We start from the raw sequence: 15,922 nt of genomic DNA on the forward strand, positions 1-15,922 counted from the left end.
GTCATAGAGTGCCGTCAAGACCCTTGGCCGATACCGTTTACGGAAGGAGGATGACGTGATGATGGATGCCGGTGGCCGCACCGCAACGCTCAACGACGTGGCACGTCGGGCCGGCGTGTCGATTGCGACGGCGTCCAAGGCGCTCAATGGGCGCGGTGACGTCGCGGCCGACACGCGCCAGCGGGTGCTCGACGCGGCATCCGCCCTCTCGTTCACCCCGAACCCGATGGCACGAGGACTGCTCGCCGGCCGCACCGGGACGGTCGGACTGCTCACGAGCGATCTCGAGGGCCGGTTCATGCTGCCGATCCTGATGGGTGCTGAAGACGCCTTCGGCGCGGGCAAGGTGAACGTGTTCCTGTGCGACGCGCGTGGCGATGCCATCCGCGAGCAGCACCAGTTACGGGCGCTGCTGAGCCGGCGGGTGGACGGGATCATCGTCGTCGGTCGGCAGACCGATCCCCGGCCCTCGCTCGGGCAGGAGCTGCCCGTGCCGGTCGTCTACGCCTACGCACCCTCCGACGACCCGCGTGACCTCTCGTTGACCCCCGACAATCGGGCCGGAGCGCGCATCGCGATCGAGCACCTCATCTCGTGCGGGCGCCGGCGGATCGCCCACGTCTCCGGCGACCCCGCGTTCGCTGCTGCGCAAGATCGGCTCGCGGGGGCCCGCGACGCGCTCGGCGCGGCGGGACTCGAACTGGCCGGGGAGCCGATGTTCTCGGAATGGTCCGAGCACTGGGGGCGTGATGCGACCGCGACGCTGCTCGAGCGGCATCCCGACATCGACGGCATCTTCTGCGGGTCCGACCAGATCGCCCGGGGTGTACTCGACACGGCGCGCGACTTCGGCCGCCGCGTGCCCGACGACATCGCCGTCGTCGGCTACGACAACTGGGAAGTCCTGGCCACCAACTCGCGACCCGAGCTCACGACCGTCGACGCGAACCTGCAGCAGCTCGGCCGGCAGGCCGCGCAGCGGGTCTTCGACGCGATCGACGGCGTCGACATCGGCGAGGGCACCCAGCACCTGCCGGTGCGCCTGGTCATCCGCGGCTCGACCATCGCCCGCCGCTGACCCGCCCCGCCCCGCCCCGTCCGGCCCCGCCCCGCCCCGCCGCGCCCCGCCACGCCACGCCCCGACGCCTGGCCGTCACGTAACTCCTTCGATCCGGCGTGCCGGCCGGCGGCGACCCGCACGATTCCGGGTCTGCCGCCCCGGAATCGTTCGATTTTGGAGGAGTTACGCGAGCAGAGGGTCGACAGCAGGGTCGACGAGGTGTCGACAGGCGCGCCGTTCCCGGCCAGAATGTGAGCGCGAACATTCCGTTACGTATTCGTTGCAATGGCGGCCTATCCGGGAGTTGTGAGCGCTAACAGTGAGCGCTAACATCCTGAACACGGCCATGGTGGCCGGCACCGAGAGCGCCTTGTCGCGCACCGGTCGAACAAGGAGGTTCACTCACATGAAGAAGCTCATCTCGATCGCCGCAGCGGGCGTCCTGCTGCTGGGGCTGGCCGGCTGCGCGACCGACAGCGCCGCACCCGGTGGCGACAGCGACGCCGGTCCCAAGGCACTGGACGAACTGGTCGTCGGCTTCGCCCAGGTCGGTGCCGAGTCGGGCTGGCGCACCGCGAACACCAAGGACATCCAGTCGGCCTTCGCCGACGCCGGCATCGAGCTCAAGTTCTCCGATGCGCAGCAGAAGCAGGAGAACCAGATCAAGGCGATCCGCTCGTACATCCAGCAGGGCGTGGACTACATCGCCTTCTCGCCGGTCGTCGAGACGGGATGGGACGCCGTCCTCAACGAGGCCAAGGCCGCCGGCATCCCGGTGGTGCTCACCGACCGCGCCGTCGACAGCCAGGACGAGTCGCTGTACGTGTCCTTCCTGGGTTCGGACTTCATCCTCGAGGGTGAGAAGGCCGGCCAGTGGCTCCTCGACGAATACGCCGACACGAGCGAGCCGGTCAACATCGTCCAGCTCGAGGGCACGACCGGTGCCGCTCCCGCGATCGACCGCGCCGAGGGCTTCGCCGAGAAGATCGCAGAGAACGACAACTTCCAGGTCATCGCGAGCCAGACCGGTGACTTCACCCGCGCCGGCGGCAAGCAGGTCATGGAGGCGTTCCTGAAGTCGAACCCCGACATCGACGTCGTGTACGCGCACAACGACGACATGGGCCTGGGTGCCATCGAGGCGATCGAGGCGGCCGGACTCACCCCGGGGGAGGACATCAAGATCATCACCGTCGACGCCGTCAAGGACGGCATGCAGGCCCTGGCCGACGGCAAGATCAACTTCATCGTGGAGTGCTCGCCACTGCTGGGTGACCAGCTGGTCGACATCATCAAGACCCTCAACGACGGCGGCACCGTCGAGAAGCGGATCGTGACAGAGGAGACGACCTTCACCCAGGAGCAGGCCATCGAGGCGCTGCCCGACCGCCAGTACTGAGATGGCCAGGGGGTGGATGCCACGGCATCCACCCCCTGCCCTCTACGCTCGATCCACCCGACATTTCGCGTTCGACGGAGAACCCCGATGACCGACATCACCCGTCCGCCCGCCCCGAGCGGCAGTCCCGATCCGGTGGTGGAGATGACCGACATCTCCATCTCCTTCCCCGGTGTCAAGGCGCTCGACGGGGTGTCTTTCCGCATGTTCCCGGGCGAGGTGCACTCGCTGATGGGGGAGAACGGCGCGGGCAAGTCGACGCTGATCAAAGCGCTCACCGGGGTGTACCAGATCGACTCCGGCGAGATCCGCCTCGCCGGCCGCCCGGTCTCCTTCGCCACGACCGCGCAGGCGCAGGAGGCCGGCATCAGCACGGTCTACCAGGAGGTCAACCTCCTCCCGAACCTCTCGGTCGCCGAGAACATCATGTTGGGCCGCGAACCGCGTCGCTTCGGCGCCATCGACTCGCGGCGCATGCGGGCACGGGCACAGGAGGTGCTCGACGGGCTCGGGCTCGAGATCGACCCGGCGTCGCTGCTCGCCTCGCACTCACTCGCGATCCAGCAGCTCGTCGCGATCGCCCGGGCGATCAACATCGACGCCCGCGTGCTCATCCTCGACGAACCGACCTCGAGCCTCGACGCCGACGAGGTGGCGGAGCTGTTCCGCATCATCCGGTCGCTCAAGGACGACGGGGTCGCGATCCTCTTCGTCTCGCACTTCCTCGACCAGGTGTACGAGATCGCCGACCGTCTCACCGTCTTCCGCAACGGGCGACTGGTGGGCGAGTACCTCACCGACGACCTGCTGCGCATCGACCTCGTGCAGAAGATGATCGGCAAGGAGATCACCACGCTCGACGAGCTCGAGCAGCGGGTGCACGAGGCCGACAGCGAAGGCGACCCGACCGTCTTCCTGCGTGCCCGAGACCTGGGGCGCCGCGGCGCGGTCGAACCGGTCGACATCACCGTTCACGAAGGCGAGGTCGTCGGGTTCGCCGGACTTCTGGGCTCGGGCCGCACCGAGGTCGCCCGCCTTCTCGGCGGCGTCGACCGCGCCGATAGCGGACACATCACCGTCGGCGGGACCGAGGTGCGGCTGCGCACCCCGCGGCGCGCGATCGCCGAGCGCATCATGTATTCGAGCGAGAACCGCCGCGCCGAGGGCGTCGTCGACGAACTCACCGTGCGCGACAACATCATCCTGGCGCTGCAGGCCGACCGCGGCTGGTTCCGGCCGATCCCGAAGAAGCGGCAGGACGAGCTCGCGCAGAGCTACATCGACGCGCTGAACATCCGTCCCGCGAACGCCGACGCGATCGTGCGAAACCTCTCCGGCGGCAATCAGCAGAAGGTCCTGCTGGCCCGGTGGCTCGCCGTCGCCCCGCGCTTGCTGATCCTCGACGAACCCACCCGCGGGATCGACGTCGGGGCCAAGGCAGAGATCCAGAAGCTCGTGTTCAGCCTCGCCGAGAACGGCATGGGCGTCGTGTACATCAGCGCCGAGCTCGAGGAGGTGCTGCGCCTCAGTCACCGCGTGATCGTCATGCGCGACCGGCAGCAGGTCGCCGACCTGCCCAATGACAACCTCACCGTCGACAGTCTGCTCGCCCTCATCGCCGAGGGATCGAGCGATGAGACGGCCCTCGCCCCGAACATCCCGAACTCCAGCAACCCCACCCCGAACAACCCGACCCAGGGAGAGACCCGATGAGCGCCGTCTTCGCGCGCGTGTTCAGCAGCCGGCTGTTCTGGCCGATCGTCATGCTGCTGGTGCTGTTCCTGATCAACGTGATCGCGTTCCCCGGGTTCTTCTCGATCCAGGTGCGCGACGGCAACCTCTACGGCAGCCTCATCGACATCGTCCGCAACGGAGCGCCGATGCTCATCGTCGCGATCGGCATGACCCTGGTGATCGCCACGCGCGGCATCGACCTGTCGGTCGGCGCGGTCTGCGCGATCGCGGGGGCGGTGGCCTGCAGCATCCTGCTCGGCTCGTCCGATCCGGCCAACCCCGGCGTGGTGATCGTCGCCATCCTCGCCGCGCTGCTGGTGGGTCTGTTCTGCGGACTGTGGAACGGCCTGCTGGTTGCGGCCTTCGGCATCCAACCCATCATCGCGACGCTGATCCTCATGACCGCCGGTCGCGGGGTCGCGATGCTCATCACCGAGGGGCAGATCCTCACCGTCAACAGCCCGCCGTTCAAGGTGCTCGGCTCCGGATTCTGGTTCGGGATGCCGGTGGCCGTATACATCGCGGCGATCATCTTCGTGCTGGCAGCTGTACTCACCCGGCGCACGGCGCTGGGGCTGCTCATCGAATCGGTGGGCATCAACCCGGAGGCCAGCCGGCAGGCGGGCGTCCGCTCGCGCGGTCTGCTGTTCGCCGTCTATACGTTCTGCGCGCTGTGCGCGGCGGTGGCCGGACTCATCCTCACCGCGAACACCATGGCCGCCGACGCCAACAACGCCGCGCTGTTCATCGAGCTCGACGCGATCCTCGCCGTCGTCATCGGCGGCACATCGCTCGCCGGCGGCCGCTATTCGCTGGCCGGCACCCTCGTCGGGGCGCTCGTGATCCAGACGCTCGTCACCACGGTGTACACGGTCGGCATCCCGCCGATCGCGACCATGGTGTTCAAGGCCGCGGTCGTGACCGCCGTGTGCCTCCTGCAGTCGCCCACGACCAACGAGGCGCTCGCCGGCTTCCGCCGACGACTGGCCCTTCGCACCGGAAAGGGGGTGGCGGCGGCATGACCACCGCGACCGTCTCACCCGCCCAGCGGGTCACCGCCGGCATCGGCCGCACCTTCACGAGCCCGAAGTACGGACCGGTGCTCGTCACCGGCATCCTGTTCATCGCGATCTTCGTCGGCGGTGGGATGCGGTACGGCAACTTCCTCACCGGGCAGGTCTTCCTGAACCTGTTCGTCGACAACGCCTACCTCATCGTCCTCGCGGTCGGCATGACCTTCGTGATCCTCACCGGCGGCATCGACCTGTCCGTCGGCGCGGTCGTTGCGCTGTCGGGCATGATGGCCGCCAGCTTGCTGCAGACCGGATGGCCGGCACCGGTGGTGATTGCGACCATCCTGCTGAGCACGAGCGTGCTGGGGCTCCTGGTCGGGCTGATGATCCACCACTTCAAGGTGCAGCCGTTCATCGCGACGCTGGCGGCGATGTTCCTGGCTCGCGGGCTCTGCTACGTCATCAGCCAGAGCTCGATCTCGGTGACCGACCCGACGTTCGTCGCGCTCGGCGTGACGCGCATGTCGCTCGGCGGCGGCATGTCGATCACCTGGAGTGTCATCATCGCTCTGGCTGTGGTCGCCGCTGCGGTCTGGGTGCTGCACCGCACCCGCACCGGCCGTACCGTCTACGCGATCGGAGGCGGTGAGCAGAGCGGCATCCTGATGGGCCTGCCCGTGGCGCGCACGAAGGTGCTCGTCTACGTCATCAGCGGCTTCTGCTCGGGGGTTGCCGGCATCCTGTTCACCTTCTACACGCTGTCGGGTTACCCGCTCACCGCCATCGGCACCGAACTCGACGCCATCGCCGCGGTCGTCATCGGCGGCACGCTGCTGACCGGCGGATACGGGTTCGTGCTCGGTTCGGTGCTCGGTGTGCTCGTGCTCGGGATCATCCAGACGATCATCACGTTCGAGGGCACGCTATCGAGCTGGTGGACCAAGATCTTCATCGGCGCCCTGCTGCTCGTGTTCATCCTGCTGCAGCGGTTGCTGACCGCACGACGTCGGTGATGCCGGCTGGCGAGCGTCGAGCCGGGATAATGAGTGCCATGTCGCATGCGCACCCCGGTCGAGCGACTCGAGCGGTGCCGTGAGCGACGGCGAGCGACCCGGCGGCGGGGTCGAAAGGAGCGGCGGGGCGGAGAAGAATCGCAGCGCCACGATCTTCGACGTCGCGCGCCTGGCCGGTGTGTCGCACCAGACCGTCTCGCGCGTGTTGAACAACCTCCCGAACGTCCGCCCGGCCACCCGCGAACGCGTTGAGAAGGCCATCCGCCAACTGCGGTACGTGCCCTCGCAGGCGGCGCGGGCACTCGTGACACGGCGGTCGCGCACCCTCGGGATGCTCGCCACCGGGCTGCCCGATTACGGACCGGCGAGCGTCCTGCTCGCCGTCACGGAGTCGGCCCGAACCGCCGGCTACGCCGTGATATCGACGAATCTCGTGGCGGCCGATGGTCCCGCCCTCCGGTCGGCCGCCGAGATGCTGGTGCGTCAGAACGTCGAGGCGATCGTGTTGGTGGCGGCCGAGCGTGCGGCCCTCGACGCGTTCGACGGCGACGAGCTGGGCGTGCCGATGATCGCGGTCGCCTCCGAAGCGCGCGGACGGGCGCCGCGGGTCACCGTCGACCAGTACGAAGGGGCCCGGGCGGCTGTCTCCCACCTGCTCGAGCTCGGGCACCGCGACATCCGGCACATCGCAGGACCGATCGATTCGATGGATGCCGCGGAGCGCGTCCGCGGCTGGCGCGACAGGTTGAGCGAGGTCGGACTCCAGGCGGCCGAGCCGGCGCGCGGCGACTGGTCGCCCGAATCCGGGTTCCGCATCGGCGCCCGGCTGCGGGCGGCCGAGGCGCCGAGCGCGCTGTTCGTGGCGAACGACCAGATGGCACTGGGAGTGCTGCACGCGCTGCACGCGGCCGGGCTGCGGGTGCCCGACGACGTGAGCGTGGTCGGCTTCGACGACATCCCCGAGGCCGCGCACTTCTCGCCCCCGCTCACGACGGTGCGGCAGGACTTCGCCGGTCTCGGCCGCGACGCCATGGCCGCCGTCCTCGTCATGCTCGACGACGCGCGCCCCGACTCCCTGCCGCCGGCTCGGCGGCCGCAGCTCGTCGTGCGGGCCAGTACCGCGCCGGTCGGCTGAGCCGGCTGGCTGGGCCGGCGGGCTCGGCTGGGCCGGCGGGCTCACGGTCGCCGGCTGACGGCGTCCGCGCGCGAGGCTTGAGTCGACTCTCCGGCCGGGTATCCGGCATCCATTCCCGGTCTCGGCGCCCACTGAGCAGTCGCCCCGCGTGCAGAGTGGACGCTCCGGCCGTCAAGTCTGTTGCGCAGCGCGTTGTCGAGGGAGCTTCTCGCACGGGTACTCGCATCCATCGCCGTGAGGCCACGTTTGTCACCGGAACGTGATCGGGTGCGAAGCTGATCTCCATGACACAACGGCCAGCGATGACGACGCACGCCAACGCGACCGGGCGCCGGGTCGGCATGCGCGATGTCGCCGCGCTCGCCGGGGTCTCGACGCAGACCGTCTCGCGCGTGATCAACGACCACCCCAACATTCGGCCGGCTACACGGGCGCGTGTGCTCGAGGCGATGGCATCCATCGGCTATCGCATCAACAATGCGGCGCGTGCGCTCGGCACGGCCACCACCCGCACGCTTGGGGTCATCGCTTCGGATGCCGCGCTGTACGGGCCGTCCGCCGGCATCGTGGCGTTGGACGGGGCCGCCCGCGCGGCGGACCGCTGGATCGCCACCGCCTATGCCGACGCGGCTGACGCCGACTCCGTCACCACGGCCGTCGAGCGGCTGCTGACCCAGGGCATCGACGGGATCATCGTGCTCGCCCCACATGCCCGGACGCTCGAACTGGTGCGGGCCGCGGTGCCGCACGTTCCGGTCGCGGCGCTTCACTCCGCGCTGGGCGCCCAGCGTCAATCCGAGGGCGCCGCACTCGCCGTCGACCACCTGGTCTCGCTCGGGCATCGCCGCATCGCGCGGCTGTCGGGGCCGGCCGACTGGCTTGAGGCGTCGGCGCGGGACCGCGGCGTCGACGAGGCACTGGCGCGTCACGGGCTGGATGCCGGTGTGTGCTGGGAGGGGGACTGGCGCACGGTCACCGGTGCACAGCTCGCACCGGATGTCGCGGCAGCCGTGCGCGCATCCGGAGGCCCGACGGCGATCGTCGTCGCCAACGATCAGATGGCGCTGGGGCTGATCGCGGGGCTGGATGCCGCGGGCATCGACGTCCCTTCCGCGCTCAGTGTCACGGGGTTCGACGACAACCCCGACGCCGCGTATTACCGTCCCGCGCTGACGACGGTGCGCCTCGACCTGGTCGGCGAGGCGCACCGTGCCGTCGCCGAGGCGCTCGGGCTTCCGCAGGCTGCCGACCCGGCATCTCCTCGCCTCGTGACCCGAGCCTCGACCGCTGCACCCGCCTGACGGCGCGGGCCGCCTGGGGTTGTCTGGCTGTCCAGGTGGGCGTGATCTTCGATGGTCGACACGGGCTCTGCCTGGTTGTCTCGGTCGGCCTGGCCTGCGCCACGTTGCCCCGGTCAGCCCTGTGCCGGAGTTCGGTTGGCGCGCCGGCCGGAAATGAGCGCTCAGTTTCCCGCGCACGCGCCCACCGAACGAGACCTATCGCAGCTCAGTTGGCCCGTTGGCCGGGTATCTGGCGTCCATTCCCGGCGGGAGCGCCAACTCCCCGGGGCCGGCCCGAGATCCATCCACGTGGCATCCATCCCTTGTTACCGGTAACATGATGCGCGAAGCGCCTGCACGCGACCAATGGAGGAACCCGTGACCACCCCCGACTCCCAGACCGGCGGGCAACCGGCAGACCAGGCGACACCGGCAGACCAGGCGACCCGGGCTATCCGCGACGGCCGCACGACTCTGGGCATCGAGCTCGGGTCCACGCGCATCAAGGCCTGCCTCATCGATGTCGATGACCCGACCACGATCCTCGCGGTGGGCAGCCACGCGTGGGAGAACGAGTTCGTCGATCGGCTCTGGACCTACCCGATGGATGCCGTGTGGTCGGGCTTGCAGGCCGCTTTCGCCGACCTGGTGGCCGACGTCGAGCAGCGTCACGGCGTGCGCCCCGAGACGTTCGGCGCCATCGGCATCTCGGCCATGATGCACGGCTACCTCGCGTTCGACGAGGCGGGCGAACTGCTCGTGCCGTTCCGCACCTGGCGCAACACCAACACCGGACCCGCCGCCGCAGAGCTGACCGAGCTGTTCGGCGTGAACATTCCGCTGCGCTGGTCGATCGCGCACCTGCACCAGGCCGCGCTCGACGGCGAGGCGCACGTGCCGCACATCGCGTCGATCACGACCCTCGCCGGCTACGTGCACACCGCGCTCACCGGCCGCAAGGTGCTCGGCATCGGCGACGCGTCGGGCATGTTCCCGATCGACTCGGCGACCCGCGACTACGACGCCGAACTGCTGGCTCGCTATGACGAGCAGGCCGTGCTGCCGGCGCCGCTGCGCGAACTGCTGCCCGAAGTGCTCGTCGCGGGGGTGGATGCCGGAACCCTCACCGCCGCCGGCGCAGCCCTGCTCGATCCGACCGGCGCGCTGCGCCCCGGCATTGCGCTGTGCCCGCCCGAGGGTGATGCCGGCACGGGGATGGTCGCGACCAATGCGGTCGCCCCGCGCACCGGAAATGTCAGCGCCGGCACCAGCATCTTCGCGATGGTCGTGCTCGAGCGGCCGCTCCGGCACACCCACCACGAGCTCGACCTCGTGACCACTCCCGCGGGCGATGCCGTGGCAATGGTCCACTGCAACAACGGCGCCAGTGAGCTCGCGGCGTGGGCCGGGATGTTCGGACGATTCGCTGCGGCATCCGGAACCCCGATCGACCAGGATGCCGTGTTCGACGTCCTGCTGCGCGAAGCACTCGAGGGCGATGCCGACGCCGGGGGACTGCTGGCCTACAACCACCTCGCCGGCGAGCCCATCGCCGGGCTGACCGAGGGGCGTCCGCTGTTCGTGCGCACGCCCGACAGCTCGTTCACGCTCGCCAACGCCATGCGCGCGCAGCTGTACGGCGTGTTCGGCACGCTCGCGCTCGGCATGCGCGTGCTCACCGACGGGGGCGACGATGCGACGAACGCAGCCGGCGCTCACGGCGATCGCGGCGCGGCCGGCGAGGGCGTCGCGATCGACCGGCTCTTCGCGCACGGCGGCATGTTCCGCACCGCGGGTGTCGCGCAGCGCTTCCTCGCGGGCGCGCTCGATGCCCCCGTGGCCGTCGGCGAGACGGCGTCGGAAGGCGGCGCGTGGGGGATCGCCGTGCTGGCCGCGTTCCTGGCATCCATCACCGGGGTGGCAACCGCCACCGGCGCGGCCACCAGCCCCGACCTGACCGACTACCTCGACCAGACCGTCTTCGCCGACGCCCGCATCGAGGTCGCCTCGCCCGACCCGGCCGACGTCGCCGGGTTCGCCGCGTACCTCGACCGCTACCGCGCGGGCCTCGCGATCGAAGCCGCCGCGGTCTCGGTACTCTGACCCGCTTCACTCGCCCAACGACCGCCTGCAAAGGACTTTCCATGACTTTCCACACCTCGCTCGATCGCTACACCGTCTGGTTCGCGACCGGCAGCCAGCACCTCTACGGCGAAGAGACGCTGCGGCAGGTCGCCGCGCAGTCGCAGGAAGTGGTCGCGGGCCTTGCGGGCCTGCCCGTGACCATCGAGTGGAAGCCGGTGCTGACCGACTCCGACGCGATCCGCCGGCTCGCCCTCGAGGCCAACGCCGACGACAAGGTCATCGGCGTCATCGCGTGGATGCACACGTTCAGCCCCGCCAAGATGTGGATCAGCGGTCTCGACGCGCTGCGCAAGCCGCTGCTGCACCTGCACACGCAAGCCAACGTCGAGCTGCCGTGGGCCGACATCGACTTCGACTTCATGAACCTCAACCAGGCCGCGCACGGCGACCGCGAGTTCGGATACATCCAGACGCGGCTCGGCGTGCCGCGCAAGACCGTCGTCGGTCACGTCTCGAACCCGGCGGTGCGCCAGCAGGTCGAGGACTGGCAGCGTGCGGCGGCCGGATGGCAGGCGGTGCGCACGCTGAAGCTCGCGCGCTTCGGCGACAACATGCGCTACGTCGCGGTCACCGAGGGCGACAAGACCGAGGCCGAACTGCGGTTCGGCGTGCAGGTGAACACGTGGGGCGTGAACGAGCTGGCCGACGCCGTGGCACAGGCCACCGACGCGCAGATCGACGCCCTGGTGCACACGTACCTTGAGGAGTACGACGTGGCACCCGAGCTGCATCCCGGCGCCGAACGTCACCAGTCGCTGCGCGACGGTGCGGCGATCGAGGTCGGTCTGCGTTCGTTCCTCGAGGCGGGCGGGTTCGGCGCGTTCACCACGAGCTTCGAAGACCTCGGCGAGCTGACGCAGCTGCCGGGGCTGGCCGTGCAGCGCCTCATGGCCGAGGGCTACGGGTTCGGCGCCGAGGGCGACTGGAAGACGGCGATCCTCGTACGGGTCGCGAACGTCATGGGCGCGGGCCTGCCCGGCGGCGCGAGCCTCATGGAGGATTACACCTACGACCTCGTCGCGGGAGACGAGAAGATCCTCGGCGCGCACATGCTCGAGGTCGCCCCGTCGCTGACCACCGCCAAGCCGCGCCTCGAAGTGCACCCGCTGGGTATCGGCGGCAAGGACGACCCGGTGCGCCTGGTGTTCACCGCCGACCCCGGCCCCGCGCTCGTGGTGGCGATGAGTGACATGCGCGACCGCTTCCGACTGGTCGCGAACGTCGTGGAGAACGTCGACGCGCCCGATCTGCCACAGCTGCCGGTGGGTCGCGCGGTGTGGAAGCCGGCTCCGGATTTCCAGACCAGCGCCGCGGCGTGGCTCATCGCCGGTGCCGCGCACCATACTGTGATGACGACCGCCGTCGGCATCGAGGTCTTCCGCGACTTCGCCGAGATCGCCGGCACCGAGCTGCTGGTGATCGACGACGACACGACGGTTCGCGGATTCCAGAAGGAAGTCCGCTGGAACCAGGCTTACTACCGACTCGCTCAAGGACTCTGATCTATGGCACGCACCTCGCTGACCGGTACGCAGTACACCCTCCGGGCGGGTGACTACGAGGCCGTCATCGCGAGCGTCGGCGCGTCGCTGCGCGCGCTGCGCCACGGCGACCGCGACCTCGTGGTGCCGTTCGACGCCGACCAGGTGCGCCCCGCCTACCGCGGAGCGACGCTCGTGCCGTGGCCGAACCGGATCGTCGACGGGCGATACGAGCTGGGCGACACGACGTATCAGGTGCCGCTGACCGAACCCGAGCGCCACCATGCGCTCCACGGCCTCGGAGCATGGCTGGACTACGAGGCCATCGACCGCGACACCGACGCGGTGACGCTCCGGGCGAGCATCGAAGCCCAGACTGGATACCCCTGGCGCCTGTGCATCGAGACGACATTCGCGCTCGGCGCGGACGGACTCACCCAGACGGTGCGCGCGACCAACGAGTCGGGCGACGCACCCGCGCCGTTCGGCACCGGCCCGCATCCGTACCTCGTGGCCGGACCGGGCGCGCTCGACTCGTGGACGTTCGAGCTGCCCGCCGCGCAGGTGCTCGACGTGACGCCCGACCGGCTGTCACCGGTGGCTCTGCACCCGGTGGAGGGGTTGGATGCCACGCGCTTCGACTACCGGGATCCGCGCACGCTCGGTGCCGTCGAGATCGACCACGCCTACACCGGGCTGATCCGCGCCGCCGACGGCACCGCCACCGTGCGCCTGACCGACCCGTCCGGGACGGGCGTGGAGATGGTGTGGGATGCCGCGTGCCCGTGGGTCCAGGTTCACACGGCCGACCTGCCCGCCGGCCCCGGTACCCCGGGCCACCGCGCGGGCCTCGCGGTCGAGCCGATGACGTGCGCGCCCGACGCGTTCAACGCCGACCGGTACGACTACGACACGGGGCTGCTGCTGATCGAGCCCGGTGCGACCCGCGCCGCCTCCTGGCGCATCGCCGCCCTCTGAGCCACGTCCGCGACGCGACTCAGTGGCTGCGCGTCGCGGTCAGGCGTCGTCGCGCAGGTCTTCCTTGATCTCGTTGCGCTTCTCGACGGAATCCCTCTCGGCCTCGGCCTTCTTGACGTTGGCGTCCGCCTTCATCTCGTCGACCTTGTCGCCGATGCGATCGGTGGTGTCCTCCCAGGTCTCCTTGACCTTGTCACCGGCCGCTTCGGCAACCTCTTTCGCGTCATCCATGAAACCCATGTCGGCACTCCTCTCGTGATTCACGTGCGTGCCACGCTAGGTGGACAGGATCGCGAAGTCACGGGGGTTGTCGCTGTCTGAGCGGTGTGATAACCACGGAATCACGCGCTTCGAGACCGAACTCTTCCTGTCCGGCAACAACACCGGCATCGAGGTGCCGCCCGACCTCGTCGAAGCCCTCGGCGCCGGCAGACGGCCGCCGGTCGTGGTGATCGTCAACGGGTTCGAGTACCGTTCGACGATCGCGGTGATGGGTGGGAAGTACCTGATCCCGTTCTCGTCCGACAAGCGCGCCGCCACGGGACTGCACGGCGGCGACCCCATCACCGTCGACCTCGAACTCGACACCGCACCGCGCACCGTCGACGTGCCCGATGACCTCTCTGCTGCGCTCGACGCGGCAGGTGCCCGAGTGGCGTTCGACGCCCTCGCGCCCAGCGCGCGCAAGGCCCACGCCACCAACGTCGAGGGCGCGAAGGCCGCCGAGACGCGCGAGCGCCGCATCGCGGCCATCGTCGCGAAACTCTCGGCCTGAACGCTGTCAGCTGACGCTCTCGCCGGACGTGTCGCTCGGCGGTGTTCCGCCCTCTCCCGGTCCGCCGCTCGGGGGAGTGCCGCCAGTGCCGCCGGGCGGCATCCCGCCCTCACCGGGAGTTCCACCTTCACCGCCGGGCATGCCCCGGCCACCGCCGGGCATGCCACCACCAGGACCCATCCCGGACGACGTCTGCTCACCGGCGACCGCTGTGGCCACCGTCGTCGACCCGGCGCTCCCGGCCTCGGCGAGGCCGCCCGCGATCGCGGTGCCGACGGTGCCGCCGGACGCCAGGGTGTAGGTGTCGCCGTTGGTCAGCTCCGCGGACGTGTACACGACGCTCGCGACCTGCTTCGAGGTGGTGAACGAGGCCAGCGCCGTGCCGGACGCGTCGACGATGGTGAGCACCTCGCCGGCCGAGGCCGTGCCGTTCAGCGTGAACTGCACCGACGCCTGGTCGGAGTCGGCCATGGGCGCGACCGCCATCCCCGACGACCCGGCCGCGAGCAGCGTTCCGCCGGCGATGGTCATGCCGCCGTCGGAGTCGAGGGCCCCGTTGCCGTTGTTCGTGGGGCCGTTCACGACGACGGTGCCGCCGGTCTGAGTGATGCCGTTCTGATTGACGTCGAGCCCGTCGCCGTCGGCGTCGACGACGAGTGTGCCGCCGCTGATGATCAGGGTCAGCTCGGCGGTGCCTTCGTCGGGTGCCGACACGTTGACACCGTCGTCGCTGCTGCTGACCGAGATGTCACCGCCGGTGATCGTGATCTGACCGGCTTCGAGACCCTCGACCGAGTCGGTGACGGTGACTTCGCCGGCGCTGATGACCAGCTGGTTCTCGGCCTTCACACCGTCGTCGCCGGTGGCCACTGTGACCGCCGCGCCGGAGAGGTGGATGTACGCATCCGTGTTGATGGCGTCGTCGGCGGCGTCGAGTTCGATCGTGCCCCCCTCGAACACCGCGATGACACCGGCGGAGATGCCTTTCGCACCGTCGTCGGGGCTGCCCACGCCCGCACCGCCGTCGGCGGTCACGGTGACCGTGCCGCCGGTGGTCACGACGTCGGTGAACGCGTCGATGCCCTCGTCGCCGCTTGTCACGGAGATGGTGCCGCCCTCGATCGACACGTAGCCGCGGTCGGCGTCTTCCTCATTGTCGGCCTTCAGACCGTCGCCACCGGCGGTGATGGTGATGTCGCCGTCGCGGATGACGAGGTAATCCTTGCCGTGGATGCCGTCGTCAGCGGCATCCACGTCGATCGTTCCCGACTGCATCACCAGGCCGTCGGTCGAGGTGATGCCGTCGTTGCCGTTCCCGGTGACGGTCAGCGAACCGTCGCCCGTGATGGTGAGGTCGGCCTTGCTGTGCAGCGCGGCGTTCGCGTCGGCGTCTTCGGCGTAGCTGTCGGCGTCGGCGAGGCTGTTGGCCGAACCGTCGGCAAGGATCACGAGAGCCTCGTCGGCGGCCTGGATGTCGATCGCGGCGCCCGCATCGGTGTCGATGTCGACGCCGTCGAGCACGAGGCGCACCTGGCCCTCGACGGTCGAATTCACGACGATCTGGCCGGAATAGTCGCCGCTGAGGACATAGGTGCCGGCGGTGGAGATCATGACGCTCGCCCCGTCCACCGCAGCGCCCTCGCCGGTCACGGTCGCCGAGGCGCCCGACAGGGCGATGGTGGTCGCCCCGGCGGCGTCCCACTCGTCGTCGTCGGCTTTGTCATGGGTTTCCTGGTTGGCGGCGAGCACGTCGGCGGCGCTCTGCTGTGCGCCGGTGCCGTCGGCGGTCTGCGCAACCGTGGACGCGTCGTCGGTGGTACTGACCGCGGTGCAGCCGACGAGGGTGAGGGCCAGAGCGAAGGCCGGTGCGGCCACGAGCCACAATCGGCGGGGGGTGGGGGCGGTCATG

13 protein-coding genes are annotated in these 15,922 nt (G+C 69.8%); 11 read left to right on the top strand and 2 right to left on the bottom strand.

Features of this window, described 5'->3' with window-relative positions; translation table 11 throughout:
• The first annotated feature begins 58 nt into the window (after window positions 1–58).
• The 10 genes from BKA10_RS16225 to BKA10_RS16270 all read left to right on the top strand — a co-directional run bounded on the left by BKA10_RS16225 (window position 59) and on the right by BKA10_RS16270 (window position 13,238).
• A complete protein-coding gene (locus tag BKA10_RS16225) occupies window positions 59–1,078 on the top strand; it encodes a LacI family DNA-binding transcriptional regulator (RefSeq protein WP_372491430.1) in 1,020 nt (339 codons plus the stop codon).
• Between the two features lie 388 nt (window positions 1,079–1,466).
• Window positions 1,467–2,459: an ABC transporter substrate-binding protein gene (locus tag BKA10_RS16230; protein WP_183500922.1), complete on the top strand. Its 993-nt coding sequence runs from the start codon at window positions 1,467–1,469 to the stop codon at window positions 2,457–2,459.
• An 87-nt stretch (window positions 2,460–2,546) separates the two neighbouring features.
• The gene (locus BKA10_RS16235) at window positions 2,547–4,172 is read left to right on the top strand and encodes a sugar ABC transporter ATP-binding protein (protein WP_183500923.1); all 1,626 of its coding nucleotides are present in this window, start codon (window positions 2,547–2,549) and stop codon (window positions 4,170–4,172) included.
• The gene (locus tag BKA10_RS16240) at window positions 4,169–5,215 is read left to right on the top strand and encodes an ABC transporter permease (RefSeq protein WP_183500924.1); all 1,047 of its coding nucleotides are present in this window, start codon (window positions 4,169–4,171) and stop codon (window positions 5,213–5,215) included. The genes BKA10_RS16235 and BKA10_RS16240 overlap by 4 nt, the downstream gene beginning before the upstream one ends.
• Window positions 5,212–6,219, top strand: coding sequence for a galactofuranose ABC transporter, permease protein YjfF (gene yjfF / locus BKA10_RS16245; protein WP_183500925.1), 1,008 nt, complete (start codon window positions 5,212–5,214; stop codon window positions 6,217–6,219). Before BKA10_RS16240 ends, yjfF begins: the two co-directional genes overlap by 4 nt.
• Window positions 6,220–6,298: 79 nt before the next feature.
• The gene (locus BKA10_RS16250) at window positions 6,299–7,354 is read left to right on the top strand and encodes a substrate-binding domain-containing protein (protein WP_183500926.1); all 1,056 of its coding nucleotides are present in this window, start codon (window positions 6,299–6,301) and stop codon (window positions 7,352–7,354) included.
• 302 nt (window positions 7,355–7,656) lie between these two features.
• A complete protein-coding gene (locus BKA10_RS16255) occupies window positions 7,657–8,655 on the top strand; it encodes a LacI family DNA-binding transcriptional regulator (RefSeq protein ID WP_183500927.1) in 999 nt (332 codons plus the stop codon).
• A 357-nt stretch (window positions 8,656–9,012) separates the two neighbouring features.
• Complete coding sequence (locus BKA10_RS16260; RefSeq protein WP_372491429.1) at window positions 9,013–10,737, top strand: xylulokinase; 1,725 nt, start codon at window positions 9,013–9,015, stop codon at window positions 10,735–10,737.
• Window positions 10,738–10,778: 41 nt separating this feature from the next.
• A complete protein-coding gene (gene araA / locus BKA10_RS16265) occupies window positions 10,779–12,281 on the top strand; it encodes an L-arabinose isomerase (RefSeq protein ID WP_183500929.1) in 1,503 nt (500 codons plus the stop codon).
• Between the two features lie 3 nt (window positions 12,282–12,284).
• Window positions 12,285–13,238 carry an aldose 1-epimerase family protein gene (locus BKA10_RS16270; RefSeq protein WP_183500930.1) on the top strand — a complete coding sequence of 318 codons (954 nt, stop codon included), beginning with the start codon at window positions 12,285–12,287 and terminating at the stop codon, window positions 13,236–13,238.
• A gap of 39 nt (window positions 13,239–13,277) precedes the next feature.
• Here BKA10_RS16270 and BKA10_RS16275 read toward each other — a convergent pair whose 3' ends face one another.
• Window positions 13,278–13,478 carry a hypothetical protein gene (locus BKA10_RS16275; protein ID WP_183500931.1) on the bottom strand — a complete coding sequence of 67 codons (201 nt, stop codon included), beginning with the start codon at window positions 13,476–13,478 and terminating at the stop codon, window positions 13,278–13,280.
• 67 nt (window positions 13,479–13,545) lie between these two features.
• Here BKA10_RS16275 and BKA10_RS16280 point away from each other — a divergent pair, with 67 nt between their 5' ends.
• Complete coding sequence (locus tag BKA10_RS16280) at window positions 13,546–14,013, top strand: YdeI/OmpD-associated family protein (protein ID WP_308221566.1); 468 nt, start codon at window positions 13,546–13,548, stop codon at window positions 14,011–14,013.
• 6 nt (window positions 14,014–14,019) lie between these two features.
• On the opposite strand, the gene BKA10_RS16285 is transcribed toward BKA10_RS16280, so the two are convergent.
• A complete protein-coding gene (locus BKA10_RS16285) occupies window positions 14,020–15,921 on the bottom strand; it encodes a carbohydrate-binding domain-containing protein (protein WP_183500932.1) in 1,902 nt (633 codons plus the stop codon).
• Window position 15,922: the final 1 nt, after the last annotated feature.

Source organism: Microbacterium invictum, assembly GCF_014197265.1.
Taxonomy (GTDB): Bacteria; Actinomycetota; Actinomycetes; order Actinomycetales; family Microbacteriaceae; genus Microbacterium; species Microbacterium invictum.